Origin of the sequence: Candidatus Nitrotoga sp. BS (genome assembly GCF_927797785.1) — a bacterium.
Classification (GTDB): domain Bacteria; phylum Pseudomonadota; class Gammaproteobacteria; order Burkholderiales; family Gallionellaceae; genus Nitrotoga.
The window spans coordinates 1-26,562 of sequence record NZ_CAKMLL010000121.1 but is presented as its reverse complement, the minus strand read 5'-3'; the positions used below and the strand labels follow the sequence as shown (position 1 = coordinate 26,562).

Sequence of the window (26,562 nt, the reverse complement as noted above, 5' to 3'; positions counted from 1 at the left end):
CCAGCACATGGGCGAAGCCAACACTGAATGTTGCACTTCGAATTTGAATCCAAGCATCCCTTGTTTCGTTCATATCACGGAAGAGCACATTGCGTAGGTACCAAGCAACAAAGCGCTGCCCGTCATTTGAGAAGCGTTGCTGAAAATAGTCTGCTGTAATTTGTTTCTTTATCAAATCGTACATTGATGCTTTCCTTGAAATGGCTAACGTGGTTCGAGTTAAGCGGCACCTCCCGCCAGACGGCTTGAGTTTATGGCAGGCGAGTAGTGAAGCTGACAACGGAGTGAAATTGGAACGAGCCTGGCATGCAAGTCGTCCAGTGGGGCGCAGCCACGAGCGGTGTCCGTTCTAACGAGGCGCTAGGCGCAGATTGACATGCTTCGTTTCCCTGGTTTATTGCTGTGTGATGCGCGCTCATTTTGGATTTCCCCCGCACCGACGGCTGAAAAATTTAAACCTCGAAAAACAGCTATATGCCGCGAAGCTTAGCTCATCGTCGTACGCATCAACAACTTCAGTTATGCTGCGAACGTGAGCTATGCTTCTGCAAGTCTCAAAGCCATAGCGTTGCGATGAAATAGATCAAATCAGCTGCCGCTACTACCGACAACAAGCGGCCAGTATCTCAGCAGATGATTTCGGATGCGCCAGCATGATTATGCCTTGCTATAAATATTCGTCCCCTGTTTCACGAATTCCACCGCTTTTTGTTCCATTCCCTTTTGAAGGGCGGTTTGTTCGTCTACGCCTTGAGTGGCTGCATAGTCCCGCACCTCCTGCGAGATTTTCATCGAACAGAAATGAGGCCCGCACATGGAGCAGAAATGCGCGACCTTGGCAGAATCTTTGGGTAGCGTTTCGTCATGGAATTCGCGCGCTTTGTCAGGGTCGAGGCCAAGGTTGAATTGATCTTCCCAGCGGAATTCAAAGCGTGCTTTGGACAGCGCGTTGTCGCGAATCTGTGCGCCGGGATGGCCTTTGGCGAGGTCGGCAGCATGTGCCGCGAGCTTATAGGTGATAACGCCTTCTTTGACATCCGCTTTATTCGGCAAGCCGAGGTGTTCCTTGGGCGTTACGTAGCACAGCATTGCCGTGCCGTACCAGCCTATCATCGCCGCGCCGATACCGGAGGTGATGTGGTCGTAACCCGGCGCAATGTCTGTCGTGAGCGGCCCCAGCGTGTAGAACGGCGCTTCATGGCATTGATCCAGTTGCAGCTCCATGTTCTCTTTGATGAGGTGCATGGGGACATGGCCGGGGCCTTCGATCATCACTTGTACATCATGTTTCCATGCGATTTGGGTGAGTTCACCCAGCGTTTTCAATTCGCCCAGTTGTGCTTCGTCGTTGGCATCAAAAATCGAGCCGGGACGCAGGCCATCGCCAAGACTGAAGCTGACGTCATACGCTTTCATGATCTCGCAGATATCTTCGAAATGTTCGTACAGGAACGATTCTTTATGATGGGCCAAACACCATTTGGCCATGATGGAACCGCCGCGCGATACGATGCCGGTCATACGATTGGCCGTTAGCGGTACGTAACGGAGTAACACGCCGGCATGAATGGTAAAGTAATCGACGCCTTGCTCGGCTTGCTCAATGAGGGTGTCGCGGTAGATTTCCCAAGTCAGGTCTTCGGCTTTGCCGTTAACTTTCTCCAGTGCCTGGTAAATGGGCACGGTGCCGATCGGCACCGGTGAATTGCGTATGATCCATTCACGTGTTTCGTGGATATGTTTGCCGGTCGAGAGGTCCATTACGTTGTCGGCACCCCAGCGAATCGCCCAGGTCAGTTTTTCAACTTCTTCGCCGATGCTGGAGGTGACGGCCGAGTTGCCGATATTGGCGTTTATTTTTACCAGGAAATTGCGGCCGATAATCATCGGTTCAACTTCGGGATGATTGATATTGGCGGGAATAATGGCGCGACCACGGGCAATTTCATCGCGCACGAACTCGGGCGTAATTTCGGCCGGAATGCTGGCGCCGAAAGATTGGCCGGGATGCTGGCGGCCCATCAGATTGGCTAGTTTGTTTCCCATCGGACCGGATGCTTTTAATTCTTCAAGGTACTCTTTGCGGCGCATATTCTCGCGGATTGCGACGAATTCCATCTCTGGCGTGATGATGCCCAAACGAGCGTAGTGCATTTGTGAGACGTTAGCGCCTGCTTTCGCGCGGCGCGGTTGGCGGCGCAGGTTGAAACGTAATTCGGCCAGCTCGGGATCATTCAGACGTTCGGTGCCATATTGCGATGACGGACCGGATAACTCATCGGTGTCGTTACGCTCGGTAATCCACGGTGTGCGGGGTGTCGACAAACCGGAACGGATGTCTATAGTGGCGGCCGGGTCGGTGTAGGGGCCGGAGCAGTCGTACACGTATATCGGCGGGTTTTTTTCTGCATTCATACTGGCCGGTGTGTCTGATTGCGAGATTTCGCGCATAGGCACTTGTATGTCGGGGCGTGACCCGGCAACATAAATTTTGCGTGAATTGGGTAAGGGCTGCACTGCCGCCTCGTCAACGTGGGCAGATTGGCTTAAAAACTTCGGGTGGGCATTCATGGTGGGTTGCTCCAAAAAAGCAAGGAGCATCATAGTAATAACTGACGCTTCCCTACGACGGCATTATCCGTACAGGTTCAAAGGGTATCTCTCACCTCGCCGTATTGATGACGAGGACCCCTACGCAAGCAAACAAATTACTGTAAATGAGATGGGAAAGCAAGCTTGCGTTATTTTCGATAGGAAAAGGGTTGCAAGTGGGTGTGTCGTTAACAGATTACTCAACAAGCCGGGCGATCAACTCCAAGTCAACGACACCGGTCACCGGCAGGTTATGAGTATACTGATATTCTTTAATGAGTCGCAGTGAGGTTTGACCGAATATTCCATCCGCTTTAATGTCCACGCCGCGATCCGACAGTCCAAGCTGGAGAAGACGCACATCCAGTCCCCGTTGCAGAGGTGATTGCAGCGCCAATGAGCGCGTTCCGGGCTGCGGGCCATCGTAACAGCCGCGCGGCGTGGCTGTAAGCGTGACGCTGGAAATTTCTTGACCGCGTACAACCAGCGGCAGTTCTAACCCCCAATAATCCTGGTCAATCAGGCGCTGGAAGGTATCCATACGATAGACGGTAGCGCGTAAATCGGCACGCGAACTTTTGGCCAGCCAGGCGCGGCGAATGGCTATGTACGCGGCAATCCATTTTTGCTCGTTACAACTGGGAATATCGCCGACCTGCTGTATGGTGCGGTTGCGCATTGATCTCCATGAGCCGTGTACAAAACTGTCGTATACCACCGCCACCCCAAGCGGGCTGGTGATCTTTAAGCGCTCCGCAGCACGGGCGGCAGGTTGCCAATAGGCATCATCGAAAAAGGTATCCTGCGTATCGCGCATAACGTTATCGTCGGCACTGGCACGTAGCAAATTATGCAGCTTGGATTCCTTATCCAGCTTAAGGTCGCGTGCCGCAAGACGCGGCAGATAGGGTGCTAAACGAGTGCCGAAGCGGGCACCCGCGTTTGCACAATAGCGCTGCATTAACTCATTCAGGTTGCCTGAGCCTAGTGTGGTCTGTGATCGGCCGAAGGTAAGGTGCCCAGTGTCACCAGCAATCAGTGTTACTTGGCCGTAATCACCTAGCACCTCGCCAGTCTCGAAGATATTTACGAGGGACTCGGCGGTTTTCTTTTGGGTTGCTGTCAACATAATCGGCACTCCTCAGTTTTTAAGTTGCTTTTTAATATCTTGATAACCTGAAATTAATCTGTCCTGGCTGGCTGTGCTGAACATTCACCCATCAAATGCAACATCGCCTTCTTCCACCATATCTCCCACATTGAAATTCTTAAAGTCAAACAACTCGTTGTCCATCAAATGTGACGGTTTAACGTTCTGCATGGCGGTGAAGATGGACTGGCTACGACCGGGATACTGGCGCTCCCACGCAGTTAACATTTCCTTGATATTCTGGCGTTGCAGGTTTTCCTGTGCGCCGCACAGATTACACGGGATGATGGGGAATTTAAGGGTGCGGGCAAAACTGGCAATGTCTTTCTCGGCGCAATAAGCCAATGGACGAATCACCACATGGTCGCCCTTGTCGGTAACCAGCTTTGGTGGCATAGCTTTGAGTTTGCCGCCAAAGAATATATTCAGGAACAGCGTTTCTATTATGTCGTCGCGGTGATGGCCCAATGCGATCTTGTTCGCACCCAGCTCACCGGCCACGCGATAGATGATGCCGCGACGTAAGCGTGAGCAAAGCGAGCAGGTTGTTTTGCCTTCTGGAATTTTCTCCTTGACGATGGAATAGGTGTCCTGAGTTTCAACGCGATACTCTATGCCCAGGGATTTGAAATAGTCCGGCAGTATATGTTCCGGGAAACCCGGCTGCTTCTGATCCAGATTCATAGCGATAAGGCGAAAATTAATCGGTGCGCGTTTTTGCAGCGTAAGCAAAATTTCCAACAGCGTGTAAGAGTCCTTACCACCAGACATACACACCATGATGGTGTCGCCTTCCTCGATCATGTTGAAGTCGCCGATAGCACGGCCAACTTGCTGTTCCAGCCGTCCGCGCAAGCGGTTAAAGTTGCTGGAGTGATGCTCAAAATGGATGGGGTGTGTAATGGCGTTCATATTGTCAATCAAAGGTTAATACTACGTCCGCCATCCACCGAAATAATTTGTCCGGTAATGTAGGGCGCATCATTTAATAAAAATTTCACAGTGCGGGCAATGTCCTCGGGCTCACCTTCACGTTTGAGCAAAGTGTGTGCGATGACTTTTCTCCGCCGCGCCTCATCGCTCCATTCTGCACTTTCAGGCCACACAATGACGCCGGGAGCAATAGCGTTGACGCGCACCTGCGGCGCCATTTCCTGCGCCAGAGCGCGCGTGAGCGCCGCCAACCCGCCCTTCGCAATGCTATATAGCAGGTAGCCGTGCATGGGTCGTTCGGCATGAATGTCCACTATGTTGACAATGGCGCCGTGGTTGTGACGCAACTCCCTCGCAGCCGCTTGTGCGAGCAGCAGCGGGGCTTTCAGGTTGGTGCCAATGAGGTCGTTCCAATTGTGATCGTTAACATCGCCCAGCGATGTAGGAAAAAAACTGGAGGCATTGTTAACCAGCGCATCCAGCCGCCCAAAGTGACTGATAGTTATCTCTACCAGCTGTGACAGCGCTTGCGGGTCCAGCAGGTCGGCCTGTATGTTCAGCACAGAGTCGGGGCGCTCGGCTTGCAATTCTGACTGTAAGGCCAATGCATCCTGCACAGAAGAACGGTAGTGCAGCGCGATGTCTGCCCCTGCTGCGTGGAGCTTGCGGCAGATCGCCGCACCCACGCGTTTTGCGCCACCCGTTACTAATACCACTTTACCTTGCATGGTGCTCTCCACTAAACTCGCAGTATGTAATTTAACACATCCCCATCACTCAATCATGCCCTCACTGCCCTTGCCATCCTCCGAAGCTCAGGCTCACAGCGATCAACTGCGTGACCTGATTCATCAAGACATCGTGCGGCAAGGAGGGTGGATTCCTTTTTCGCGCTTCATGGAGCTGGCGTTATATGCACCGGGAATGGGCTATTACAGTGCCGGGGCACGCAAGTTCGGTGCAGCCGGAGACTTTGTCACCGCGCCGGAAATTTCTTCGTTATTCGGTCGAACATTGGCGCGACAATTAGTTGAAATTATGGCGCAAAGCACCCCGCATATTTTAGAACTCGGTGCAGGTAGCGGTAAGTTGGCTGTTGACATTTTGAGCGAACTGGAACAGCTGAATAGCCTGCCTGAACGTTACGACATTCTGGAAGTAAGTACTGACTTACGCGAACGGCAACAAGCATTGCTGCAAGCGCGCTTGCCACATTTAATTAACCGCGTACATTGGCTGGATATGCTTCCAGACAGCATTTCTGGTGTGCTTGTCGCCAACGAAGTGCTAGATGCGCTGCCAGTGCATCTGGTGCGCTGGACTGATGCATATATTGTTGAGCGTGGCGTGGCAAACGAGGGGGAAAACTTTGTATGGCAGGAACGGCTACCGGAAAACTCAATGTTGCGGGAAATTGCCCAACAGATCAAAGTGCCTGATGATACTCTCAGTGAGGTGTCGCTTGCCGCACGTGGCTTGGTCAGCAGCCTGAGCGAGCGCTTAAATCAAGGGGTGCTCCTTTTTATTGACTATGGTTTTGGTGCGCGCGAGTATTACCATCCGCAGCGCATACAAGGCACACTCATGTGCCACTACCGTCATCATGCACATGATGATCCGTTTTTTCTGCCCGGTTTGCAGGACATTACTGCGCATGTAGATTTTACCGCCGTAGCTGAAGCGGCCATTGATGCAGGGTTGCACCTGTATGGTTATACGACGCAAGCCTATTTCCTGATTAACAGCGGAATTACTGGATTACTGACGGAAACCGATTCAGAAAATGTTCTCGACTACTTTCCACTTTCTGCACAGCTACAAAAGTTGACTAGTCCTGCTGAGATGGGTGAGTTGTTTAAAGTAATTGCTCTGGGTAAGGGAGTGAATACGCCTTTATGTGGATTTGTGTCGGGTGATAAGTCACGTTTATTATAAGGGCACCCATAAATAAATTTAGGGTACCCTTTGTAATCAGTCGATTCGTTCGCTGGGTGTGGTGTTGTAAACCCAAATGCGTAGTCACCGGCTTGTCTTTGCAGAGCCCGCATGTTTTATCACAAACGCTGTCTTTGGATTTATACTGATTCTAAATACTTTTTGTAAGGCACAGAATGATGAAGCCACACTACCTGTTAACTATCCTATGTGCTGGTTATATCAGCTGGGCACAGGCGGTAGTATATAAAAAAGTCGATGCTGATGGACATGTGACATATTCCAGCACACCTGCACAAGGTTCCAAAAAACTTGATTTGGAGCCGCTGACTGTCGTGCCATCTCCTGCGCGCGCACGCAATAACGTTGCACCTTCTGATTCCCTCAAGGTAGATCGGACCACACAGAAAAACCGCGATAACTTGCGTCGCGAGATACTTGAAGAAGAGTTGTCCGCAGAACAAAAGCTGGTCGAAGAAGCTCGACAGAACCTGAAAAATGGTAAAGAAAACTCAACAAATATGGAGGATAAAGACGGTAAGAGCTATCGAAATGCGGCCAAATTTGAAGAAAATTTAAAAGCCTTGCAGGAGCAGGTCATGCTACACGACAAGAATGTCGAAGCGCTTAAGGTTGAGCTGCGCAAATTCGAGTAAATTCTGTGTGTTTTTCTGGCTAGCTATTCAGAGCTGCTAGCGTTGGGCGGAAGAAGCAAATCATTATGTAAATATCTTGCGCACACGTGGCATGGAAGCCCATGACTCCCTGTATCAACTTTCCTGCATATATGTTCGGAATCTGATAGCTTGATCGAGGGAGATTTTGAGGTGCTGGTTCAGCTAACGGACATATTACTTCTTGGTAGCAGACTTTTTTGGGGCAGCAACTTTTTTTGGGGCAGCAACTTTTTTCGGAGTAGCAACTTTTTTCGGAGCCGCAGTCTTTTTCTTGGCTGTGGCTTTTTTTAAGGATGGCCCTTTTGCCGCCCGTTCTGCCAGCAGTGCCAAACCTTCTTGTAATGTTATTTCTTCCGGAGATACGTCTTTAGGCAGCGTGGCGTTAACCTTCCCATGTCTTACGTAGGGTCCATAGCGACCATTGCAGACCTCCACCGGCTTTTGATCATCAGGATGTACGCCCAGCTCTCGTAACACAGTGTTGGAAGTTCTTGCCTCTGCTAATAATGCTACTGCACGATCCAGTTGTATGGTGAAAACACTGTCTCCCTTGGGAATGGATTTAAATTTTCCATCGTGTCCGACATAAGGGCCGAAGCGTCCAATGTTGACGATAATTTTTTTACCGCTTTCGGGGTGGAGTCCCAATTCCTTGGGAAGTTGTAACAGTTCTGTTGCAGCAGCAAGATCTGCATTCTCTGGCGGTAATTCCTTTGGCCAGGAAATACGTTTCGGTTTTGTTTTAGAACCGACTTCTACTTCACCAAGTTGTATGTAATAACCATAAGGACCGCGTAGCAATAACACCGGCAGACCACTGACTGGATCGTTTCCCAGTTCCTTGCGCATTTCCCCCGTATCGGTTTCAGCTGTGAGGTTGCGAGTGTAGTCGCACTCCGGGTAGGCTGTGCAGCCAATAAAATTGCCACGTTTGCCCAGGCGGGTCGATAAAGGCTTGCCGCACTTGGGGCAGGCTTCGTCGATTAGTTCTTGTGTTACATCTTTACGCTCAATGTTTTTTTTATCTTGTATAAGCGCTGCGAAGGGATGCCAGAAATCGTTCAATACGGGTATCCAATCGCGTTTGCCATCTGAAACTTCATCCAGCTCATCTTCCATTTGCGCTGTAAATCCGTAATCAACATAGCGCGTAAAATGTTCTGTGAGGAAACGGATAACAACACGTCCGACGTCGGTCGGCTTGAATCGTTTTTTGTCGAGCAATGCGTATTCACGAGCCTGGAGCGTGGAAATAATGCTGGCGTAAGTTGAGGGACGCCCGATGCCATGCTCTTCTAAAGTTTTTACTAAGCTCGCTTCGGAAAATCGCGGTGGCGGCTGGGTAAAATGCTGTTCACCATAGAGCTTGTCAAGAGGGATGGTCTCCCCTTCTTCCAGAGGGGGCAGTTTTTTGTTTTCTTCTTCTTCGCTGTCATCCAGGCCTTCTTGGTAGACAGCGATAAAGCCAGGAAATACGAGGGTTTGGCCGCTGGCACGAAACAGGGTGTCATCCCCGCCAAGACGGATATCAAGGCTTACAGTATCGAAACGCGCGGGAGCCATTTGGCATGCGAGGGTTCGCTTCCAGATAATTTCATAGAGCCGTGCTTGATCAATGGTGAGAAATTCCCGCATACTATCCGGGGTACGATTAATCGAGGTCGGCCGTATTGCTTCGTGAGCCTCCTGCGCATTTTTGGCTTTGCTTTTATAGATTGGCGCAGCTTTAGGCAAATAGTCCGGTGCAAATTGTGCAGCGATATAACTACGTATTTCCTGTAGGGCTTCCTGTGCCAGCGTGACGGAATCGGTACGCATATAACTGATCAGTCCTACTGTTTGACCACCGATGTCGATCCCTTCATAAAGCTGTTGGGCAAAACGCATAGTCCGATCAGTGGACATGCCTAGTTTGCGCGCCGCCTCCTGCTGCAGGGTGGAGGTAGTGAACGGAGCCGCAGCATAGCGCTGCTTGGCTTTCTTCTCCACGCGCACCACGCGCGGCGGCAATTTAGCGGCACTGATGTTATCAAAAATCTTGCGGTATTCCGTCTCGCTGGCTATACCCAGTTGCTCAAGCTTTTTCCCTTGATATTGAAACAGTTTGGCGGTGAATGGTTGGCTATTCTTCTGACTGTCGAGATGGACAGTCCAATATTCCTGTGAGCGAAAGGCCTCAATTTCTAATTCTCGTTCCACGATCAAGCGCAGCGCCGGGCTTTGCACGCGTCCGGCTGAAAGCCCGGGGCGTATTTTTCGCCACAGCAGCGGCGAAAGGTTGAAACCCACCAAGTAATCCAGCGCACGTCGCGCCTGTTGCGCGTTAACCAAGGGAATGGAAATTTCACGCGGATGTGCAACCGCTTCAAGTACCGCAGACTGGGTGATTTCGTAGAATACGACCCGCTGCATGGATTTGTTTTTTAAGTTGCGTTTGCCTTTGAGCAGCTCAGCGACATGCCATGCAATGGCTTCTCCTTCGCGATCGGGGTCAGGTGCCAGATAGATGTGATCTGCCTGAGCAGCGGCTTTGGCGATGGCGTCTACATGTTTGCTGTTTCGAGCAATGGTTTCGTACTGCATGGCAAAATCATGTTCAGTGTCGATAGCACCTGATTTTGGTATCAGGTCGCGCACATGTCCATAGGTCGCCAGTATTTCAAAATCTTTACCCAGATATTTTTTCAGGGTGACGGCTTTGGCCGGGGATTCAACGATTAGTAGGTTGCTCGCCATGGTGATATTTTTGATTTTAATGTTTAATGTAAGCGACTGGAATCGGCCGGAATAACGGGAATAAGCAGATCTTCGACTATTAATGGATCCAAGTCTTGACGTTGATTCCACAGCACCATGAGAACGATTAGTTTAATTTGATCCAGGGGCAAATTGTCACGGTTCAAGGCAACCGCGCGGTCGAGGATCATTTCCCGTTCTACGGGTGTGATTATCTTGTTTTGTTCCCAAAATGTCAGAAAGCGAAGTGTTTCAAAGCTAACGCGTTTGATTTCCAGGTCGGCATAAAAACGCCCGCTGCTCTCATTAATAGCGGATGGATAGTTTGCTTTATTCAACTGCTCTAGACCAGACAGCCACGTCAGCGCCCGAGTAATGTCCTCATCTTCAAATCCGGCGGCGGATAACTTACGGGATAGCTTGTCTGAATTGGGATAGCGGCCAGCATGAAAATAACTTTCAAATAAAAATATTAAAATATCAAACATAGTGCCCCGATAAAAATTGATTGTAGGTAATTATTAAACTAGGCGTAATTAATTAAACATAGGAGCAAGGGGTTATGAATAGTTACAGCTCTATTTTCTCCTGTAGGAAACTTTGTTCCACTAACAGCTTGTCGGACTTGAATAATTCAAGCACAAATTAGGCTGGGCGAGGGCAATTTTTGCCAGTTTGCAGCCAAAGCCCTTTAAGTCCGACAGGTTGCCCGACCCGAATAATTACAATTTTAATTTATACGTTGGTAAAGCCCACCTGGTAATGTTGCGATGTCACCGGTCAGCTCCAGTTGCAACAGGATGGCGGATAGCGCCCCAATCGTCAAGCCACTGCGCTGGCTCAAGCTGTCCATATCTACCGGATCGAAACCTAAATGCACTAACAAAGGGTGTTCTTCGAGTGCGGAAGATTGCAAGGTCGTGCTGGCAGAGAATCGTCCCAGTTCCTCTAGGATGTCTTGCGCACACTCTACCAGTTTAGCGCCCTGCTTGATCAAATGATGGCATCCTTTCGTCTGTGGGGCGTGGATGGAGCCGGGAATGGCGAAGACGTCACGCCCTTGTTCCAATGCCATACGGGCAGTAATCAGTGAGCCGCTTTGCAGAGAGGCTTCGACCACCAGACATCCTAAGCTAAGACCACTGATGATGCGATTGCGGCGTGGAAAATTTGCCGCTATTGGCGGAGTGCCTAATGAAAATTCGGAAACCAACGCGCCTTCCTGCGCCAATTGGTGCGCCAGTTGGCGGTTGGCGGCAGGGTAAACTTTGTCCAGCCCGGTGCCAACAATGCCTATGCTGGAGCCGCACTCGCGCAACCCCCCGCGATGTGCTGCAGCGTCTATGCCGTGCGCCATGCCACTGACAATACACAGCCCAGCCGCACTTGCCGCCTGCGCAAAAGCCTCCGCATTGTTTAGCCCTTGTGGGGTGGCGTTACGACTACCAACAACCGCTAGCGCCGGTTGGTTAAGCAATGCAACCCGTCCTTTTACATACAGCAATAATGGTGGATCGGAAATATTAAGCAGAGCCTGCGGATACTCAGGGTCAGCCAATGTGACAATATGATTGTGCGGATCAGTCAGCCAACTGGCAATGGGTGCTAGCTTTTCTTCGTTCCAGCCTTGTGAGATGGTTGCAGCGATAGCTGGCTGGACTACTTGTTGGAGACTATGCACTGGCGTAGCGAAGACTTGGGTAGGAGTACCGAATGCTTGTAGCAGACGGCGCAAACCCTCATTGCCTAAACTAGGTATCTGGTTCAGGGCAAGCCATGACGCAAGTTCAGCGTCCATAGGTTGTGGAGTCAGGGCGTCAGCGCGCTATCCAACAGTTGCACGGGCAATCGGGTTCGCATCACCAGGGCATAGGCTACTTTGTCAAAAGTACGGAATACAAATAACAGACCGTAGCGCACATCCGGTAGAGTAAGGGTTTCCCCATTTTCCTTGGCCACATCTCCCTTGCGATATAGCGCCAGTACATGTCCATTTTCAAGGCCGTCATGTAGTCCCTTGTTGAGGGTTACAACGGAATGTTGACCCGCTTGAGAAACGCCGGCATAAATAGAGATCACTCGTGCTGCAATCTGGCTGTCTGGAATGCGGGGAACATAGCTTCCGGCTAACTCTTCTGAAGCCTGGATAAGCCGATCACCTTTGTTAATGTCATTAAGCGCTTTAACGACCCTAAGTGTGCTTATATCGGCGAACTTTTCGACCTCTGCATCACCTAGAAAAATTGCCTCGTATCCCAGTACCTCCTTGCTCTCCGGGTCAAGCAGTGCTTTGCTTGGACGATAAATTTGCCACTGTACCCCCTGGTCTTTAGATAGGCCTTTAACGTATGCTATATCTCCAGTGGCCAGAAGGACGCGTTTCTCGAGGGCACCAACTATAGCTGGTGCGTTAGACAGCCCATCTTTCTCAATTATTAGTGGCCTGCTGAGGAAAGGTTCGATGGCCTCGGCTGGAATACTGGGGATTGCGTTGTGCGCACTCCTTTGCTCATAAACCCGAGGGGAAAGTTTCACGCTTTCAGATTGGCCTGCTTCGACTTTCGCCTCGGCTTTTATAATTTGACCTATGTGCAGTGTACCGTTTGTACGATCCAAATGAACCACGTCACCAGGGTAAATCCAGTGCGGATCTTTAATGGAAGTTTTGTTTAAGCCCCAAATTTGCGGCCATTTCCACGGATCCTCGAAAAATTTGGCGGAGATGTCCCATAGCGTATCCCCTTTCACCACAATGTGGCTATCCGGTGCATTGTCATGGATTTTAACCGTATCAGCAAAAGCGAAGGTAGGCAATAAACAGCAAATCAGCGATATAATAATCTTTTGCATGGAAACTCCATTTTGCTTGGAAACCCAGTTTTTCGCCAGGCTGAAGAACAACAAGTATTGCACAATGTTTGTGTGATACGTTTCAAATTTTGCCCCTAGTTATTTAAATTAGCAAGCATTTATGGCAATTTTACAAATATTGCAATATCCGGATGAACGGTTACATTCCGTTGCAGCACCAGTGCATGAAGTAACGGCCACTACCCGCAAACTTGTCTCGGATATGGCCGAAACTATGTATTCTGCGCCGGGCGTTGGTCTGGCCGCGACTCAGGTGAATGTCCATCAACAGATCATTGTGATAGACATTTCCGAGACCCATGATCAGTTGTTGGCGCTCATTAATCCGGAAATCACTGCTAGTAGTGGCGAGAGCATGTGCGAGGAGGGCTGTTTGTCGGTTCCCGGGGTATATGAAAAAATTCGCCGCGCCGAACGTGTCACCGTGCACGCACTCAATAGGCAGGGTGAATCTTTCACGCTTGAAGCGGAGGGGTTGCTGGCGATCTGCATTCAACATGAAATGGATCATCTTAAGGGCAAGGTATTTGTTGAATATCTTTCGCCGCTCAAACAATCTCGTCTCCGAACCAAGCTTAAGAAGCAACGCCGTGAAACGATGTAGGTATTTCAAAAATACTTTTCTCAAGCTACTGCGTTGCGTTTTGCCTGAAATGAAAACCACCATTAATTTAAAGGTGCCCTGATAATCAACTCTTCCCTAAAGATCATTTTTGCCGGCACTCCAGAATTTGCCGCCACCGCACTAGAGGCGTTGCTGGTGCAACAATTTACTGTGGTCGCGGTGTTAACCCAGCCAGACAGGCCTGCTGGCCGCGGTATGCGACTCACCGCTAGTCCCGTCAAGCAACTTGCGTTAGCGCGTAACCTGCCAGTACTACAGCCTACTTCATTAAAGTCTGTCGATGTGCAACAAGAGCTTGCCAACTATGCGGCGGATGTAATTGTGGTGGCGGCTTATGGACTAATATTGCCTTCAGCGCTACTGCAGTTGCCACGCTACGGCTGCCTGAATATTCACGCTTCACTTTTGCCGCGCTGGCGCGGCGCGGCACCTATTCAGCGCGCCATTCTGGCGGGTGACGACAAAACTGGCATTACCATTATGCAAATGGATGCAGGGCTCGATACCGGCGATATGTTGCTTAAAAAGTCCTGTTCGATCACTGCACATGACACCACGCAAACATTGCATGCTAAATTGGCGGAATTGGGTGCTGAAGCTATCGTCGAGGCACTGCGTTTGCTGGAGCAGGGTAAATTACAGTCTGTACCTCAGAATGCGGCCGAAGCAACGTATGCGGCCAAGCTCAGCAAACCAGAAGCGCTAATTGACTGGTCAGAAAATGCCATGCAAATCATTCGTGCGGTGCATGCCTACAATCCTTTTCCTGTCGCATCTACAGTTCTTAATGGGGTGCTAGTCAAAATCTGGCAAGCCAGCGTGCGCGACGGAGTTGAAGGTGAAGCAGGAACGGTGCTGGCTATAGAAAAAAACGGCATTATTGTGGCGTGCGGCCAAGGAGCATTATGTCTTGAGATGTTGCAGCGCCAGAATGCCAAGGCATTACCTGCGATGCATTTTATGCAGGGATTTGCAGTGCATCCAGGCGACCGTTGTACGTCATTTCTCTGATATGGATATAGCACAACGGGGGGCCAGCCATGTTGTCTGCCAAGTGTTGGCCGGACGCAACCTGAGTCAGACATTGAGTGCGGCTTTGCAGGCTACGCCTGGGCAAATGAGACCCGAATTGACGCCACAGCAACGTGGTACGCTACAGGATTTGAGCTATGGTACGCTACGTTTTTACGGTCAGTTAGCACGCGTGTTAGATCAATTGTTGCATAAGCCAGTTCAGGATGCGCAACTACGTTGCCTGTTATTAGTGGCTTTATATCAGCTTCAGCATACCAAAGCTGCGCCCCATGCGGTGGTAGATCATGCCGTGCGCGCTGTTCGACAGTGCAATGCAGCAGCTGGAGGATTGGCAAATGCGGTGCTGCGAAATTTTTTGCGCAACCGCGAGACGTTACTGTCAGTCGCGGCTGCCAGCGAGGAAGGCCGCTATGCCTATCCGCAATGGTGGATATCTGCAGTGCAGGCGCAATATGGAAGGCATTCGGAGGCTATCTTGTTAACGGGTAACCAGCATCCACCTATGACGTTGCGTGTGAACTGTCGATGCATCAGTGCTGCAAATTATCTGGCACTACTAGTGCAGCATGATATTCAGGCCGATCTGATCGAGCCAGATGCTGTGCTGTTGAGAAACCCTCTCCCGGTAAATAGGTTACCAGGATTTTTCGACGGTTTGGTTTCAGTGCAGGATGCGGGTGCACAATATGCAGCACGCTTGCTGGATGTGCAAGACGGTATGCGGGTACTCGATGCGTGCGCTGCACCGGGCGGAAAGACTACCCACCTACTGGAGCTAGCGAAACTTGATCTGCTCGCCTTGGACAAAAATGCACATCGTTTGGAATTGGTACGTGAAAACCTGCAACGTCTGCAATTGCATGCACAGTTACAAAACGGTGATGCGGCACAGCCCGATAACTGGTGGGATGGAAAACCATTCCATCGAATTTTGGCCGATGTACCCTGCTCCGCCTCCGGTGTGGTGCGTCGCCATCCCGATATAAAGTGGCTGCGTCGACCGGACGATATTACTGGGTTCGCGCAACAGCAGTTGCATATTCTTTGTGCGTTGTGGCGGTTGCTGGAAAGAGATGGGAAGTTGTTATATGTAACCTGCTCTATTTTTGCACAAGAAAACCAGCAGGTTATCAATGAATTTTTAAACCAACATAGTGATGGCAAGCAATTGCTGCTGTCCGTACCCAATTTAAATGAAGGTCAACTTTTCCCCGATGACCAGCGCGATGGTTTCTTTTATGCATTACTGCAAAAACAGGCATAGCCTGGCGCGGTTGCTGGCCGTGCTGCTGGCATTTTGGCTAGGCGTTTCGGTCGCCTGTGCCGAAGGCATCTCAGTACGTAAAACAGAGGTGCGGTTTTCTGACGGCAGTTACCAGCTTTCGGCTGATTTCGACGTTAGCCTGAGTTTTGTCGTAGATCAAGCGCTGACGCTTGGGGTGCCGCTATATTTCATTACCGAGTTCACCCTGATTCGTCCGCGTTGGTACTGGCTGGATGAGGTTATTGAAAAAAATGAACAAACTGCCAAACTATCTTACAACAAACTGACACGCCAATACCGCATCAAACGTGGCTCGCTGTATCAAAACTTTTCTAGCTTGGGCGATGCACTTCGTATTATCAGTCACCAGTCTGCTGCACCTATTGATGCTTCGCTATTAACCAAAAAAGTGGACTATATTGCTGCCATTCGAATGCGCCTGGATGTAACGCAATTACCAAAGCCTTTACAAGTCAACGCCTTGGCCAACCAAGATTGGAACTTTGATTCCAATTGGTATCGCTGGATAGTGCGCCCCATCGCATCTACTGTTGACCGCGAAAGTGAGTAGGTAGTGAAGTACTTGATTTTTAGCAGCGCACTGCTTGGCGGTTTCCTGCTTTATCTACTGTCAAGCGCCAGCGCCAATACGGAGCTATTTTCGCGCAATTACTATGTGCTGCTGACGTTTGCTGGGGTCTTGGCATTGTGCCTAACTATGCTGGTTTGCTATCAATTATGGCAGTTACGCGGCAAGCTCAAGGCACAAGTATTCGGTGCGAAACTCACCTTACGTCTGACGCTGTTTTTCATTTTGATTGCGATCCTGCCCGGTTTGCTGGTGTATGCTATCTCAGTACAGTTTCTTGATAAGAGCATCGAGTCGTGGTTCGATCTTCGGGTAGAAAAAGCGTTGGAGGGCGGTTTGAACCTGGGCCGAAATGCGCTGGAAACGAGTCTTAATGAATTGAGCAAACAAGGTCAGTCCTCCGCCCAGTTGCTTGCAAAACAATCTCCAGATCAGTACACAAAAACGTTGACCCAGCTAGTAGGCAACAGTACTGCTCAGGATGTTGCACTGTTTAACAAAAGCGGAAAGCTACTTGCGTTTGCCAGTAGCAGCCACAAGCCACCTCCAGATACGCCGAACGCCGAAATGCTTGATGAAGCAGACCAGCGGGGACTAAATAGTATCGTTGATACACTGCCTGATAACAGCCTGATATTGCGTGCGCTGGTGATGGTTAAGCAACAACAATTGTCGGCTGAGTCGCTTATTCTGCAGCTGACACAGCCAGTAACCAAACAGCTTGCCGCTGACGCAGAAATGGTGCGGGCGGTATATCGCGATTATCAAGAGCTGTCATTGTCTCGTTTGGGATTGAAGCGCTTGTTTGGCATCACGCTGACGCTATCACTGTTGATCGTGTTGTTGAGCGCAGTGTCAGCAGCTTTTTTTATCAGTGATCGCCTCAGTGCACCGCTCGCCGCGCTGGCCGAAGGAACGCGCGCAGTAGCGCAGGGCGACTTTTCGCGTCAGCATCCGATTAAAAGTGGTGATGAGTTGGGTGCTCTGACTGGACTGTTCAACCAGATGACGTTACAACTGGCCGATGCTAAAGCCTCGAGCGAGCAGCAACAGCGCCAAGCGGAAGATGCTAAAGCCTACCTGGAAAGCATGCTGGCACACCTATCATCTGGCGTTTTAGTGGTGGATGAGCAATTTAGACTACGTTCTGTCAACAGTAGTGCTGCGCTGATACTTGGGGTATCGCTCCTGGAGATACAGGATGTACCCTTAGGGGAAATCGCTGAACGGCATCCCCTGTTACGCCCCTTTTCTGATGCGGTCATACAGGCATTTAACGAAGTGGCAAGTGGCGAATGGCAGCGTCAAATTGAGCGACTTAGCAAAAATGGGGAACAGATTTTGTTAATGCGCGGCACTCGGTTGTCAACAGCGACGGACAATAGTTACGTGGTGGTGTTCGACGATATTACCTATTTGCTGCAAGCGGAACGTCAGGCCGCGTGGGGTGAAGTGGCACGTCGCTTAGCGCACGAAATCAAAAATCCGCTTACACCTATTCAGTTATCTGCGGAGCGTCTTCAGCACAAGTTGAGCGCCAAGCTGGAAGGTAACGATGCACAGCTATTACAGCGAGCCACGCAGACTATCGTAAGTCAAGTGGCAGCAATGAAAAACATGGTAACGGAATTCGCCGATTACGCCCGGATGCCTGCTCCCAAGCTGGTGTTGCTGGACATGCACCAGCTACTGCGCGAAGTGCTCGGGTTGTATGAAGCTAACAGCAGCCCGATCACCTTGCGCTTGAATGCGACCCAAACTTGGGTTAAGGGTGATGCGACTCGCTTACGTCAAGTGATTCATAATTTGTTACAGAATTCGTATGACGCTTTACTAAACGTGACACAAAAAGAAATTATTCTGAGCACGGCAGATGAAGGCGACACATTAAAGCTGTGTGTACAAGACAATGGTAGTGGTTTCCCTGAAAGTTTATTGGCGCGCGCTTTCGAACCTTACCGGACGACTAAGCCCAAGGGAACTGGGCTAGGCTTGGCAATAGTGAAAAAAATCGTGGAAGAACACGGTGGCAGTATTGCCATTGAAAATATAATAGCTGGTGGAACGCGAGTAAGTGTTACCTTGCCCTTGTTAATAGAGGTTGTGTGAAAATGGCAACTAAAGAAATTCTAGTGGTAGATGATGAGATCGGAATACGCGAGTTGCTATCGGAGATCTTGTTTGACGAAGGTTATCATGTGCACCTGGCTGAAAATGCTATCCAAGCACGCGATTTTCGCAACCGGCAGGTGCCAGATTTAGTGTTGCTGGACATCTGGATGCCGAATACCGATGGCGTCAGTCTGCTTAAAGAGTGGGTGGAACAGAACTTGTTGACTATGCCAGTGATCATGATGTCAGGGCATGGCACCATAGAAACAGCACTAGAGGCGACTCGCATTGGCGCGGTGGACTTTCTTGAAAAACCGATTGCGTTACAGAAATTGCTTGATGCTGTTGCCAAGGCAATCAGGTTAGGTGCAACATCCAATATTCGGCAGGAGGTTATATCGGCAGATTTAACTGACAGGGGAAGCGTGGCAACCATTTGGGAGGCTGCGGCACAATTCGCGTTGCCGCTCGATTTGCCATTACGCGAAGCACGTGATCATTTTGATAGTCTTTATTTTAATTACCACATGCATAAAGAGAACGGCAATATGACCCGTGTGGCGAAGAACGTTGGTTTGGAACGCACTCATTTGTATCGCAAATTAAAACAGCTCGATGTTAAATTCGCCAAGAAGAATCTGGACGAAAATTAACACTTTTAAACGAAAATACCAGGTTGATGTAGGACGTAAAATATAAAATAAATATAGCTTGAGCTGTGTAAGCCATATTTATTCTGATGATTTTTCTCGAATTAATTGTTGAGTCGTTTAGACACTGCGCAAACACGCTGCATGACGGCAGGATCTGGCTCTTGAAATTCACCTTGTTGATAGGCAATTACTGTCAGGTGCGGGAAGAAAACTTCCAATAGTTCATTAGAGCGCAGCAAAAAATCTGGATTTTTTGGTCGCCCAAAGCGCTCATTGCCATCCATGAAGGTTTCGTAAATCAGCACTCCACCAGCGCGCAGCGACTCAATTAGTTTTGGCAAAAGTGGCCGATGCAGATAACGGCTGACAACGATGCCGTCAAAACGATGGTCAGAATATGGCCAAGTATCATTCTCCAAATCTGCGATCATGGTTGATACATTAGGTAGCTGTTGCAACCTGGCAAGAGCTTGCTCATCACGATCTACTGCATTTACTTGCCAGTGGTTGGCCGCAAGCCAGCGCGTATGGCGTCCGCTGCCACAAGCCAAATCGAGCACCTGGCCGCCTTTACGAATCAATTGAGCATAATGGCAAATCCATGGCGATGGAATACCCTCGTGTTGTAATGGAGCAGTGTCGCTGTTAAGTTTTGTCATCTATTAATAATAGTGTTAGCTCTACGAAGCACTTCAATTGCTTGGCTAAGGTTAACTTGGCTATGGTAAATGCATAGTGATAGCAAGTAAGGCCACCAATTTACTGGGGACAGCTTGCTTAGCAAGACCGCATGATAGTTTGTAAAGATATCATAATATGAAAGATGCCAAGTGTTTCTAAAAGTGTGAATTCCTGCAATAATCCAAGACGAGAAATAATATTTGTTAAATTGAGGCAGCATAACTATGACGCAAGATGAATTAAAGCTCGCGGTGGCACAAGCCGCAATAGCGTATGTCCCGGCGAATTGCATCGTGGGAGTAGGCACCGGCTCGACGACTAATTTTTTTATAGACGAGCTGGCAAAGATCAAGAAAAAAATATGCGGTGCGGTCGCCAGCTCCGAAGCTTCAGCGCAGCGCTTAAAAGAGCATGGTATCCATGTGGTTCCACTGAATGATGCGGGTAGCTTACCTGTTTATGTAGATGGGGCAGACGAGATTACTCGTCATTTGCATATGATTAAGGGCGGTGGCGGCGCACTGACGCGTGAAAAAATAATTGCCGCCGCGAGCAAAAAATTTATTTGTTTATGCGACTCCAGCAAGTTAGTGGATGTGCTTGGGAACTTCCCATTGCCGCTGGAGGTAATCCCCATGGCTAGCAGCTATGTGGCACGGCAGATGGTCCTGCTAGGTGGGCAGCCAAAATTGCGTGAGGGTTTTGTTACTGACAACGGCAACTGCATTCTTGATGTATCTGGTCTAAAAATATTGAACCCAGTTGAGCTGGAAGTCACGTTAAATAATATCGTCGGCGTGGTCAGTAATGGCCTGTTTGCACGTCGTGGGGCAGACGTGCTGTTGCTGGGAACTGCAAGCGGGGTGCAAATCTTTACTGCTTAGTATGTAACAAAATTGTCACAATACGCGAGTAGCATCACCCAATATTTACCATAAGAAGGATCTGAATCATGGTCTCCACTGAACATACCTCTAAGCAATTTGATGCCGAGCTGGAAGCGGTGCGTGCGCGAGTATTACAAATGGGTGGGTTGGTGGAAAGTCAAATTCGGCTCGCTATTGAGGCGCTGATGAGTGGCGATGTGCCGCTGATGAACCGCGTTATTAATGATGATCATCGCGTTAACGCGATGGAGGTAGAAATCGACGAAAGCTGCAATCAGATTATCGCTCGCCGCCAGCCTGCCGCAGGTGATTTGCGTATGGTGATGACGGTAATCAAGACTATTACTGATCTCGAACGTATCGGCGATGAGGCGGAAAAAATTGCGCGCATGGGTAAACTGCTGTCGCAGAGAAACGGGCTCATCCTGCCACGTTATACGGAGATCAAGCATGCCGCAGAACTGGCTCTGGACATGCTACGCAAATCGCTGGATGCCTTTGCCCGTCTTGATCTTGCCTATGCGGCTCAAGTGGTGCGTCAGGATGAGTTGGTTGATGAGGAATTCCGCACCATCATGCGCTACCTCATCACCTTCATGATGGAAGACCCGCGCACCATCTCTACTGCGTTGGAAATTCTGTTCGTCGCCAAAGCCATTGAGCGAATTGGTGATCATGCCAAGAACATGTCTGAATATGTGGTTTATATGGTCAAGGGCAAAGACGTACGCCATGTCACCGTGGAAGAAATTGAACGCGAAGTTTTAAAGTGATTTCGGGGCAAGTTTATGCACCCTCATCATTGGCGCATAAACTGCCGGTAAAGTTTCAGTCATGCATGAGTGATAAAGCAAATGACAGAGGAAGCAGACCCGCATTCATGAATTCATACTCGCACTGCGCTTCGATTTTATAGCTGTCACTGACAATAATAATCGCGCAGGTTGCACTTTCACCAATCGTAGTGAACTGGAATTTCTTCGGATCTAAACTGATCAAGTCATCTGCAAGTGATCCAGTCCCGCCATCATGTCGAGATCCTTGGAATTTTTACCTTCCAGCTTGAAACGCAGGCGCAGATCGTTGACCGAGTCGGCATTCTTTAGCGCTTCTCCATAGCTGATCAGGTTGGCTTCGTGCAGATCGAACAGCGCTTGATCGAAGGTCTGCATCCCAAGCTCGCGCGATTTGGACATCACGCCCTTGATAGCAAGCACCTCGCCTTTGAAGATCAAGTCAGAGATAAGCGGTGAGTTAAGCATAATTTCCATGGCAACTGAGCGACCTATCCCATCCACGCGAGGGATTAGGCGCTGTGAAACAAGTGCCTTAATATTAAGAGATAAATCCATTAGCAACTGCTCGCGACGCTCTTCCGGGAAGAAGTTGATAATGCGATCCAGCGCCTGATTCGCACTGTTGGCATGCAGGGTAGCCATGCACAGGTGGCCTGTCTCAGCAAATGTCACAGCATATTCCATGGTTTCACGGTCGCGTATCTCACCGATGAAAATAACATCCGGTGCCTGGCGCAATGTGTTTTTCAATGCGACTTGCCAGGAATCAGTGTCTACTCCAATTTCGCGGTGAGTGACAAGGCAGTTGATATGCTCATGCACAAACTCAACCGGATCTTCGATGGTAATGATGTGACCGTAAGTGTTTTGGTTACGGTAGCCAAGCATGGCTGCCAATGTTGTGGATTTACCGCTGCCGGTGCCGCCAACAAGAACGACCAGTCCACGTTTGGTCATTGCCACATCCTTTAGCACTTCTGGCATCCCCATTTGCGTAAGGTCGGGAATCTTGGTGGTGATGGTTCGCAACACCATGCCAGTACGTTGCTGTTGCATAAACACATTAACGCGGAAGCGGCCAATGCCGGCCGGACTGATGGCAAAGTTACACTCGTGTGAAGCTTCGAATTCGGCGGCTTGGCGGTCGTTCATGATGCTACTCGCTAGTTCCATCGTGTGCTGCGGTGTAAGCACCTGCTGTGAAACGGGGGTCATCTTGCCATCCACCTTAAATGCAGGTGGGAATCCAGCAGTGATAAACAGGTCAGATGCCTTCTGGGAAATCATCCCGCGCAGCAGATTATGCATTAACTCGGTAGCTTGATCTCTTTCCATGATGAACTCCTGTTATCCCGCTGATTAACCGACAATCGCATCCTTGTTTGCAGCCTTGGTGCGTGCTTCTGCAGAAGATACAACGTTGCGCTTGACCAGATCTTGCAAGCATTGATCTAGCGTTTGCATTCCAAGAGCACCGCCGGTCTGAATGGAGGAATACATCTGTGGCACTTTGGCTTCGCGAATCAAATTACGGATGGCCGGCGTACAAATCATAATTTCATGGGCTGCCACACGTCCGGTACCGTCTTTTGTTTTAAGTAAGGTTTGTGATATGACCGCACGCAGTGATTCTGACAACATGGCGCGCACCATTTCCTTTTCGTCAGCAGGGAAAACGTCAATGATGCGGTCGATAGTCTTAGCCGCAGAGCTGGTATGTAGTGTTCCGAAAACCAAATGACCGGTTTCAGCTGCAGACATAGCTAGGCGTATGGTTTCCAAATCGCGCATTTCACCTACTAGGATAATATCTGGATCTTCGCGCAATGCGCTACGTAAGGCGTTTTGGAATGAAAGAGTATGCGCACCGACTTCCCGCTGATTAACCAAACACTTTTTACTTTCATGCACAAATTCAATCGGATCCTCCACGGTCAGGATGTGCCCCATTTCATGTTCGTTGCGATGATTAACCATTGCTGCCAACGTAGTGGACTTACCTGATCCGGTTGGACCTGTCACTAACACCATGCCCCGCGGATAATCGGCAATAGTTTCCAGAATTTTTGGTGCTTTGAGGTCTTCTAGGGTCAATATCTTGGATGGAATCGTACGCAACACAGCACCTGCACCGCGCTGGTGGACAAAGGCATTTACGCGGAAACGTGCAAGCCCCGGAATCTCAAAAGAAAAATCAATCTCCTTGTTTTCTTCATAAATTTTGCGCTGCCCGTCGTTCATGATGTCATATACCATGGCATGCACTTCCGTGTGTAGCATCGCCGGCAGGTTGATCTTGCGAATATCGCCATGCACTCGAATCATTGGTGGCAAACCAGCAGACAGGTGCAAATCGGAAGCCTTGTTTTTGACACCAAAAGCAAGCAGTTCGGTAATGTCCATATATAATCCCAATTAATTCGAAGAACTGAACTATCGCATGAAAATAAGTTAAGGGCGTGACTAGCTATGCCTCTACCGCGACTTAACATTGACGCCTATCAGACAAGATACTGCGCAATTATCACAAATTTAATGAAGCATGATGGTTTAACTACCAGTTAATTATGACCGCGATCACTTCCAACTTGCAAGCTGTCAATCATGCTATTACACAGGCAGTGTGTATGGCAGGTCGGCGCAAGGGAAGTGTTGAGCTGCTGGCAGTGAGCAAGAATTTTTCTGCTATTGCAGTGTGCGAAGCATACCAGGCTGGGCAACGCGCTTTCGGCGAAAGTTACATTCAGGAAGCCCTGGATAAAATTGAGAAGCTACGTGACTTACCGATACAGTGGCATTTTATCGGGCCGGTTCAGAGTAATAAAACGCGGGCCATTGCAACGCATTTCGCATGGGTACACAGCGTTGATAGACTAAAAATCGCTGAGCGCCTGTCAGCACAGCGGCCAGCCACTTTGCCGCCATTAAATGTATGTATACAAGTTAATGTGAGCGGAGAAGGCAGTAAGAGCGGTGTGGTGCCTGGCGAATTGGTAGAACTGGCACAGGCTGTGGCGTGTTTGCCACACCTTAAGTTGTGCGGACTGATGGCTGTTCCTGCGCCTGCTGAAGGATTAGAAGCCCAACGCATACCATTTTTTAAGCTGCACGAGCTTATGCAGCAGATCAATACGCAAGGGTTGGCACTGGATACGCTATCGATGGGAATGTCGCATGATTTAAGTGCGGCAATACTTGAAGGGGCGACTATCGTGCGTGTCGGGACGGCAATCTTTGGGGAAAGAAATTACGGAGAAAATCAATGAAAGTTTGTTTTATCGGAGGCGGCAACATGGCGACCGCACTCATTGGCGGCTTGCTTAAACAGAATTTTGTTGCTGCGCAGGTGAGCGTCGTGGAAATCAATGTCAGCAACCATGCTAAATTACACAATGAATTTGGGGTACAAGCGGTAGCCGATCTGGGAGTGGGGGTGACAGGTAGTGATGTAATTGTATTAGCGGTAAAGCCGCAGCAGTTGCATGGGGTCGCAACCAGCCTGGCACCATTGCTGACTGGGCAATTGCTGATCTCGATAGCGGCCGGTATTCGCGCCGCTGATCTGGCGCATTGGCTGGGTTCGCAAAACGTTGTGCGCGCCATGCCCAATACACCCGCCTTAATTCAGAGCGGCGTTTCTGGCTTGTATGCACTACCTGCGGTAAGCAAAGCGCAGTGCAACACAGCACAAACCATACTCGCTGCGGTGGGTAGTACGATATGGCTGAAAGACGAAGAAATGATGGATGCGGTTACTGCAGTGTCTGGAAGTGGCCCCGCCTATGTATTTTATTTTATCGAGGCGCTACAACAGGCGGCCAGCGAACTTGGCTTCGATGCAGAAACGGCGCGTCACTTGGCAATCAATACTTTCAGCGGTGCAGTTAAACTTGCAAATGCCAGTAGCGATGATGTGAGCGTGTTACGAGCGCGCGTTACTTCCAAAAATGGCACTACCGAGCGTGCTTTGCTCTGCATGGAGTCCAATGTGGTCAAGCAACATATTGTTACGGCAGTGCAGGCTGCTGCCAAGCGCGCCAGAGAAATGGGAGATGAGCTGGGGAATGTCCCATGCTGAGTGAAGCGCTACAATTTTTGCTTGACACGTTACTGCAGCCGTTCGCTGTTATATTGCTACTGCGCTTCCACTTGCAATGGCTGCGCGCGCCGATGCGCAATCCACTGGGTGCATTCATAATGGCACTTACCAATTTTTTGGTACTGCGAGCGCGCCGGTTTATTCCTTCTGCCTGGAGTTTCGATATCGCAGCCTTGCTGCTGGCTTTCGTGGTGGAAGCGATTTATCTCGCCGCCACGCTCTTGCTACAAGGTTTGCCTGTTGATTTTCCAATGTTTGGATTGCTTATGTGGACAGCAGTCAAGCTGCTCAAGCTCAGCATATACTTGCTCATGGCGGCGCTGTTTATCCAAGCATTATTATCGTGGTTAAATCCACATTCATCGATAGCAAGCTTGATGGCCGCAGTGACGCAGCCTTTCCTTCTACCCCTGCAGCGACGTATTCCACCCTTCGGCAATATAGACCTCACGTTGCTACTACTGCTTATCCTGTGCCAACTCATCCTGATCGTGCCGCTACGTTGGCTGGAAGGCTTGGTCCTGAGTCTGTTTTGAACGTGTGGTATCGCCGAGAAGGAACTATTATTAAGCTGGTGTTACATGTTCAGCCGGGTGCCAAACGCACTGAGGTGATCGGTTTGCATGGTGATGCACTGAAGATCCGCCTAGCTGCCCCACCCATTGAGGGACGTGCCAATGAATCGTTGCTACGCTTCATTGCTGGCAGTTTTGATGTTCCACTATGCAACGTCGAGCTAAAGCAAGGGGCGCTGTCGCGCCATAAAGTAGTGCTGATAAATGGCAGCACATTGGAACCGGAGAGTTTGCTTGACTCTAAAAAGGTGTTCAAAACGAAATAAAATTAAAGGTGCTGCGCACCGCTTTTAATATAAGGGCACCTCTAAAAATCCAATATTTCTGATGAATGGAGCGCGTCCCATTTCG

General features: G+C 49.6%; 26 protein-coding genes, 1 pseudogene and 1 riboswitch. Of the genes and pseudogenes, 15 read left to right on the top strand and 12 right to left on the bottom strand.

Annotation, left to right across the window (positions count from 1 at the left end):
* The 5 genes from MJ769_RS14395 to MJ769_RS14375 form a co-directional block, all read right to left on the bottom strand.
* On the bottom strand, positions 1-184 hold a 184-nt coding region (locus MJ769_RS14395), incomplete at its 3' end, for a hypothetical protein (RefSeq protein ID WP_239237836.1).
* Positions 185-657: 473 nt separating this feature from the next.
* Positions 658-2,571 carry a phosphomethylpyrimidine synthase ThiC gene (gene thiC / locus MJ769_RS14390; RefSeq protein ID WP_239237835.1) on the bottom strand — a complete coding sequence of 638 codons (1,914 nt, stop codon included), beginning with the start codon at positions 2,569-2,571 and terminating at the stop codon, positions 658-660.
* 31 nt (positions 2,572-2,602) lie between these two features.
* A riboswitch (TPP riboswitch) is annotated at positions 2,603-2,703 on the bottom strand.
* An 85-nt stretch (positions 2,704-2,788) separates the two neighbouring features.
* Positions 2,789-3,721, bottom strand: coding sequence for a chitosanase (locus MJ769_RS14385; protein WP_239237834.1), 933 nt, complete (start codon positions 3,719-3,721; stop codon positions 2,789-2,791).
* A gap of 84 nt (positions 3,722-3,805) precedes the next feature.
* Positions 3,806-4,654, bottom strand: a complete 849-nt coding sequence (ttcA, locus tag MJ769_RS14380; protein WP_239237833.1) for a tRNA 2-thiocytidine(32) synthetase TtcA — start codon at positions 4,652-4,654, stop codon at positions 3,806-3,808.
* An 8-nt stretch (positions 4,655-4,662) separates the two neighbouring features.
* Entirely contained in the window at positions 4,663-5,403 is a 741-nt protein-coding gene (locus MJ769_RS14375) for a pteridine reductase (protein WP_239237832.1), read from the bottom strand.
* 55 nt (positions 5,404-5,458) lie between these two features.
* Between MJ769_RS14375 and MJ769_RS14370 the strand changes: the two genes are divergently transcribed.
* Entirely contained in the window at positions 5,459-6,610 is a 1,152-nt protein-coding gene (locus tag MJ769_RS14370) for a class I SAM-dependent methyltransferase (protein WP_239237831.1), read from the top strand.
* Between the two features lie 176 nt (positions 6,611-6,786).
* Positions 6,787-7,266 (top strand): DUF4124 domain-containing protein, encoded by a 480-nt coding sequence (locus MJ769_RS14365; protein ID WP_239237830.1) that lies wholly within the window; start codon positions 6,787-6,789, stop codon positions 7,264-7,266.
* Between the two features lie 195 nt (positions 7,267-7,461).
* On the opposite strand, the gene topA is transcribed toward MJ769_RS14365, so the two are convergent.
* The 4 genes from topA to MJ769_RS14345 all read right to left on the bottom strand — a co-directional run bounded on the left by topA (position 7,462) and on the right by MJ769_RS14345 (position 12,873).
* Positions 7,462-10,023 carry a type I DNA topoisomerase gene (gene topA, locus MJ769_RS14360; RefSeq protein WP_239237829.1) on the bottom strand — a complete coding sequence of 854 codons (2,562 nt, stop codon included), beginning with the start codon at positions 10,021-10,023 and terminating at the stop codon, positions 7,462-7,464.
* A 23-nt stretch (positions 10,024-10,046) separates the two neighbouring features.
* On the bottom strand, positions 10,047-10,511 hold the full coding sequence (locus MJ769_RS14355) for a DUF494 family protein (RefSeq protein ID WP_239237828.1): 465 nt from the start codon (positions 10,509-10,511) through the stop codon (positions 10,047-10,049).
* A gap of 242 nt (positions 10,512-10,753) precedes the next feature.
* Positions 10,754-11,821 carry a DNA-processing protein DprA gene (gene dprA, locus MJ769_RS14350; RefSeq protein ID WP_239237827.1) on the bottom strand — a complete coding sequence of 356 codons (1,068 nt, stop codon included), beginning with the start codon at positions 11,819-11,821 and terminating at the stop codon, positions 10,754-10,756.
* Between the two features lie 11 nt (positions 11,822-11,832).
* Positions 11,833-12,873: a LysM peptidoglycan-binding domain-containing protein gene (locus tag MJ769_RS14345; RefSeq protein WP_239237826.1), complete on the bottom strand. Its 1,041-nt coding sequence runs from the start codon at positions 12,871-12,873 to the stop codon at positions 11,833-11,835.
* A gap of 121 nt (positions 12,874-12,994) precedes the next feature.
* On the opposite strand from MJ769_RS14345, the gene def reads away from it, so the two are divergent.
* The 7 genes and pseudogenes from def (at position 12,995) to MJ769_RS14830 (ending at position 19,172) form a co-directional block, all read left to right on the top strand.
* On the top strand, positions 12,995-13,498 hold the full coding sequence (def, locus tag MJ769_RS14340) for a peptide deformylase (protein ID WP_239237825.1): 504 nt from the start codon (positions 12,995-12,997) through the stop codon (positions 13,496-13,498).
* 84 nt (positions 13,499-13,582) lie between these two features.
* Positions 13,583-14,530, top strand: a complete 948-nt coding sequence (gene fmt / locus MJ769_RS14335) for a methionyl-tRNA formyltransferase (RefSeq protein WP_256445732.1) — start codon at positions 13,583-13,585, stop codon at positions 14,528-14,530.
* 1 nt (position 14,531) lies between these two features.
* A complete protein-coding gene (gene rsmB, locus MJ769_RS14330; RefSeq protein ID WP_239237823.1) occupies positions 14,532-15,818 on the top strand; it encodes a 16S rRNA (cytosine(967)-C(5))-methyltransferase RsmB in 1,287 nt (428 codons plus the stop codon).
* The gene (locus MJ769_RS14325) at positions 15,793-16,389 is read left to right on the top strand and encodes a DUF4390 domain-containing protein (RefSeq protein WP_239237822.1); all 597 of its coding nucleotides are present in this window, start codon (positions 15,793-15,795) and stop codon (positions 16,387-16,389) included. The genes rsmB and MJ769_RS14325 overlap by 26 nt, the downstream gene beginning before the upstream one ends.
* A 3-nt stretch (positions 16,390-16,392) precedes the next feature.
* Positions 16,393-18,516: an ATP-binding protein gene (locus tag MJ769_RS14320; RefSeq protein WP_239237821.1), complete on the top strand. Its 2,124-nt coding sequence runs from the start codon at positions 16,393-16,395 to the stop codon at positions 18,514-18,516.
* Positions 18,517-18,518: 2 nt separating this feature from the next.
* A pseudogene (locus tag MJ769_RS14835) lies at positions 18,519-18,887 on the top strand (response regulator); the annotation flags it as partial.
* Positions 18,888-19,046: 159 nt separating this feature from the next.
* Positions 19,047-19,172, top strand: coding sequence for a helix-turn-helix domain-containing protein (locus MJ769_RS14830; RefSeq protein ID WP_445083102.1), 126 nt, complete (start codon positions 19,047-19,049; stop codon positions 19,170-19,172).
* Between the two features lie 101 nt (positions 19,173-19,273).
* Here MJ769_RS14830 and MJ769_RS14310 read toward each other — a convergent pair whose 3' ends face one another.
* Complete coding sequence (locus tag MJ769_RS14310) at positions 19,274-19,831, bottom strand: class I SAM-dependent methyltransferase (protein WP_239237819.1); 558 nt, start codon at positions 19,829-19,831, stop codon at positions 19,274-19,276.
* Positions 19,832-20,077: 246 nt separating this feature from the next.
* Here MJ769_RS14310 and rpiA point away from each other — a divergent pair, with 246 nt between their 5' ends.
* Entirely contained in the window at positions 20,078-20,737 is a 660-nt protein-coding gene (gene rpiA / locus MJ769_RS14305) for a ribose-5-phosphate isomerase RpiA (RefSeq protein ID WP_239237818.1), read from the top strand.
* Between the two features lie 68 nt (positions 20,738-20,805).
* Positions 20,806-21,513: a phosphate signaling complex protein PhoU gene (phoU, locus tag MJ769_RS14300; RefSeq protein ID WP_239237817.1), complete on the top strand. Its 708-nt coding sequence runs from the start codon at positions 20,806-20,808 to the stop codon at positions 21,511-21,513.
* A gap of 222 nt (positions 21,514-21,735) precedes the next feature.
* Here phoU and MJ769_RS14295 read toward each other — a convergent pair whose 3' ends face one another.
* Both MJ769_RS14295 and MJ769_RS14290 read right to left on the bottom strand, forming a co-directional pair.
* Positions 21,736-22,872, bottom strand: a complete 1,137-nt coding sequence (locus tag MJ769_RS14295) for a PilT/PilU family type 4a pilus ATPase (protein WP_239237816.1) — start codon at positions 22,870-22,872, stop codon at positions 21,736-21,738.
* Positions 22,873-22,896: 24 nt separating this feature from the next.
* Positions 22,897-23,940, bottom strand: coding sequence for a type IV pilus twitching motility protein PilT (locus tag MJ769_RS14290; protein ID WP_239237815.1), 1,044 nt, complete (start codon positions 23,938-23,940; stop codon positions 22,897-22,899).
* A gap of 164 nt (positions 23,941-24,104) precedes the next feature.
* On the opposite strand from MJ769_RS14290, the gene MJ769_RS14285 reads away from it, so the two are divergent.
* Genes MJ769_RS14285 through MJ769_RS14270 form a run of 4 tightly spaced genes read left to right on the top strand, consistent with a single transcriptional unit; the run spans position 24,105 to position 26,477 of the window.
* The gene (locus tag MJ769_RS14285; RefSeq protein WP_239237814.1) at positions 24,105-24,803 is read left to right on the top strand and encodes a YggS family pyridoxal phosphate-dependent enzyme; all 699 of its coding nucleotides are present in this window, start codon (positions 24,105-24,107) and stop codon (positions 24,801-24,803) included.
* Positions 24,800-25,615, top strand: coding sequence for a pyrroline-5-carboxylate reductase (gene proC, locus MJ769_RS14280; protein WP_239237813.1), 816 nt, complete (start codon positions 24,800-24,802; stop codon positions 25,613-25,615). The genes MJ769_RS14285 and proC overlap by 4 nt, the downstream gene beginning before the upstream one ends.
* Positions 25,609-26,172: a YggT family protein gene (locus MJ769_RS14275; protein WP_239237812.1), complete on the top strand. Its 564-nt coding sequence runs from the start codon at positions 25,609-25,611 to the stop codon at positions 26,170-26,172. The genes proC and MJ769_RS14275 overlap by 7 nt, the downstream gene beginning before the upstream one ends.
* Complete coding sequence (locus MJ769_RS14270; RefSeq protein ID WP_239237811.1) at positions 26,169-26,477, top strand: DUF167 domain-containing protein; 309 nt, start codon at positions 26,169-26,171, stop codon at positions 26,475-26,477. Before MJ769_RS14275 ends, MJ769_RS14270 begins: the two co-directional genes overlap by 4 nt.
* Positions 26,478-26,562: the final 85 nt, after the last annotated feature.

What these genes read in the sequence shown, in the direction of transcription:
- MJ769_RS14295 (WP_239237816.1), bottom strand. Translation starts at nt 22,872, where the DNA reads ATGGAAAGAGATCAAGCTACCGAGTTAATGCATAATCTGCTGCGCGGG.
- MJ769_RS14365 (WP_239237830.1), top strand. Translation starts at nt 6,787, where the DNA reads ATGATGAAGCCACACTACCTGTTAACTATCCTATGTGCTGGTTATATC.
- ttcA (WP_239237833.1), bottom strand. Translation starts at nt 4,654, where the DNA reads ATGAACGCCATTACACACCCCATCCATTTTGAGCATCACTCCAGCAAC.
- MJ769_RS14325 (WP_239237822.1), top strand. Translation starts at nt 15,793, where the DNA reads ATGCATTACTGCAAAAACAGGCATAGCCTGGCGCGGTTGCTGGCCGTG.
- MJ769_RS14375 (WP_239237832.1), bottom strand. Translation starts at nt 5,403, where the DNA reads ATGCAAGGTAAAGTGGTATTAGTAACGGGTGGCGCAAAACGCGTGGGT.
- topA (WP_239237829.1), bottom strand. Translation starts at nt 10,023, where the DNA reads ATGGCGAGCAACCTACTAATCGTTGAATCCCCGGCCAAAGCCGTCACC.
- MJ769_RS14275 (WP_239237812.1), top strand. Translation starts at nt 25,609, where the DNA reads ATGCTGAGTGAAGCGCTACAATTTTTGCTTGACACGTTACTGCAGCCG.
- MJ769_RS14830 (WP_445083102.1), top strand. Translation starts at nt 19,047, where the DNA reads ATGCATAAAGAGAACGGCAATATGACCCGTGTGGCGAAGAACGTTGGT.
- thiC (WP_239237835.1), bottom strand. Translation starts at nt 2,571, where the DNA reads ATGAATGCCCACCCGAAGTTTTTAAGCCAATCTGCCCACGTTGACGAG.
- phoU (WP_239237817.1), top strand. Translation starts at nt 20,806, where the DNA reads ATGGTCTCCACTGAACATACCTCTAAGCAATTTGATGCCGAGCTGGAA.
- MJ769_RS14290 (WP_239237815.1), bottom strand. Translation starts at nt 23,940, where the DNA reads ATGGACATTACCGAACTGCTTGCTTTTGGTGTCAAAAACAAGGCTTCC.
- MJ769_RS14310 (WP_239237819.1), bottom strand. Translation starts at nt 19,831, where the DNA reads ATGACAAAACTTAACAGCGACACTGCTCCATTACAACACGAGGGTATT.
- def (WP_239237825.1), top strand. Translation starts at nt 12,995, where the DNA reads ATGGCAATTTTACAAATATTGCAATATCCGGATGAACGGTTACATTCC.
- MJ769_RS14285 (WP_239237814.1), top strand. Translation starts at nt 24,105, where the DNA reads ATGACCGCGATCACTTCCAACTTGCAAGCTGTCAATCATGCTATTACA.
- MJ769_RS14345 (WP_239237826.1), bottom strand. Translation starts at nt 12,873, where the DNA reads ATGCAAAAGATTATTATATCGCTGATTTGCTGTTTATTGCCTACCTTC.
- MJ769_RS14370 (WP_239237831.1), top strand. Translation starts at nt 5,459, where the DNA reads ATGCCCTCACTGCCCTTGCCATCCTCCGAAGCTCAGGCTCACAGCGAT.
- rsmB (WP_239237823.1), top strand. Translation starts at nt 14,532, where the DNA reads ATGGATATAGCACAACGGGGGGCCAGCCATGTTGTCTGCCAAGTGTTG.
- MJ769_RS14355 (WP_239237828.1), bottom strand. Translation starts at nt 10,511, where the DNA reads ATGTTTGATATTTTAATATTTTTATTTGAAAGTTATTTTCATGCTGGC.
- dprA (WP_239237827.1), bottom strand. Translation starts at nt 11,821, where the DNA reads ATGGACGCTGAACTTGCGTCATGGCTTGCCCTGAACCAGATACCTAGT.
- proC (WP_239237813.1), top strand. Translation starts at nt 24,800, where the DNA reads ATGAAAGTTTGTTTTATCGGAGGCGGCAACATGGCGACCGCACTCATT.
- rpiA (WP_239237818.1), top strand. Translation starts at nt 20,078, where the DNA reads ATGACGCAAGATGAATTAAAGCTCGCGGTGGCACAAGCCGCAATAGCG.
- MJ769_RS14385 (WP_239237834.1), bottom strand. Translation starts at nt 3,721, where the DNA reads ATGTTGACAGCAACCCAAAAGAAAACCGCCGAGTCCCTCGTAAATATC.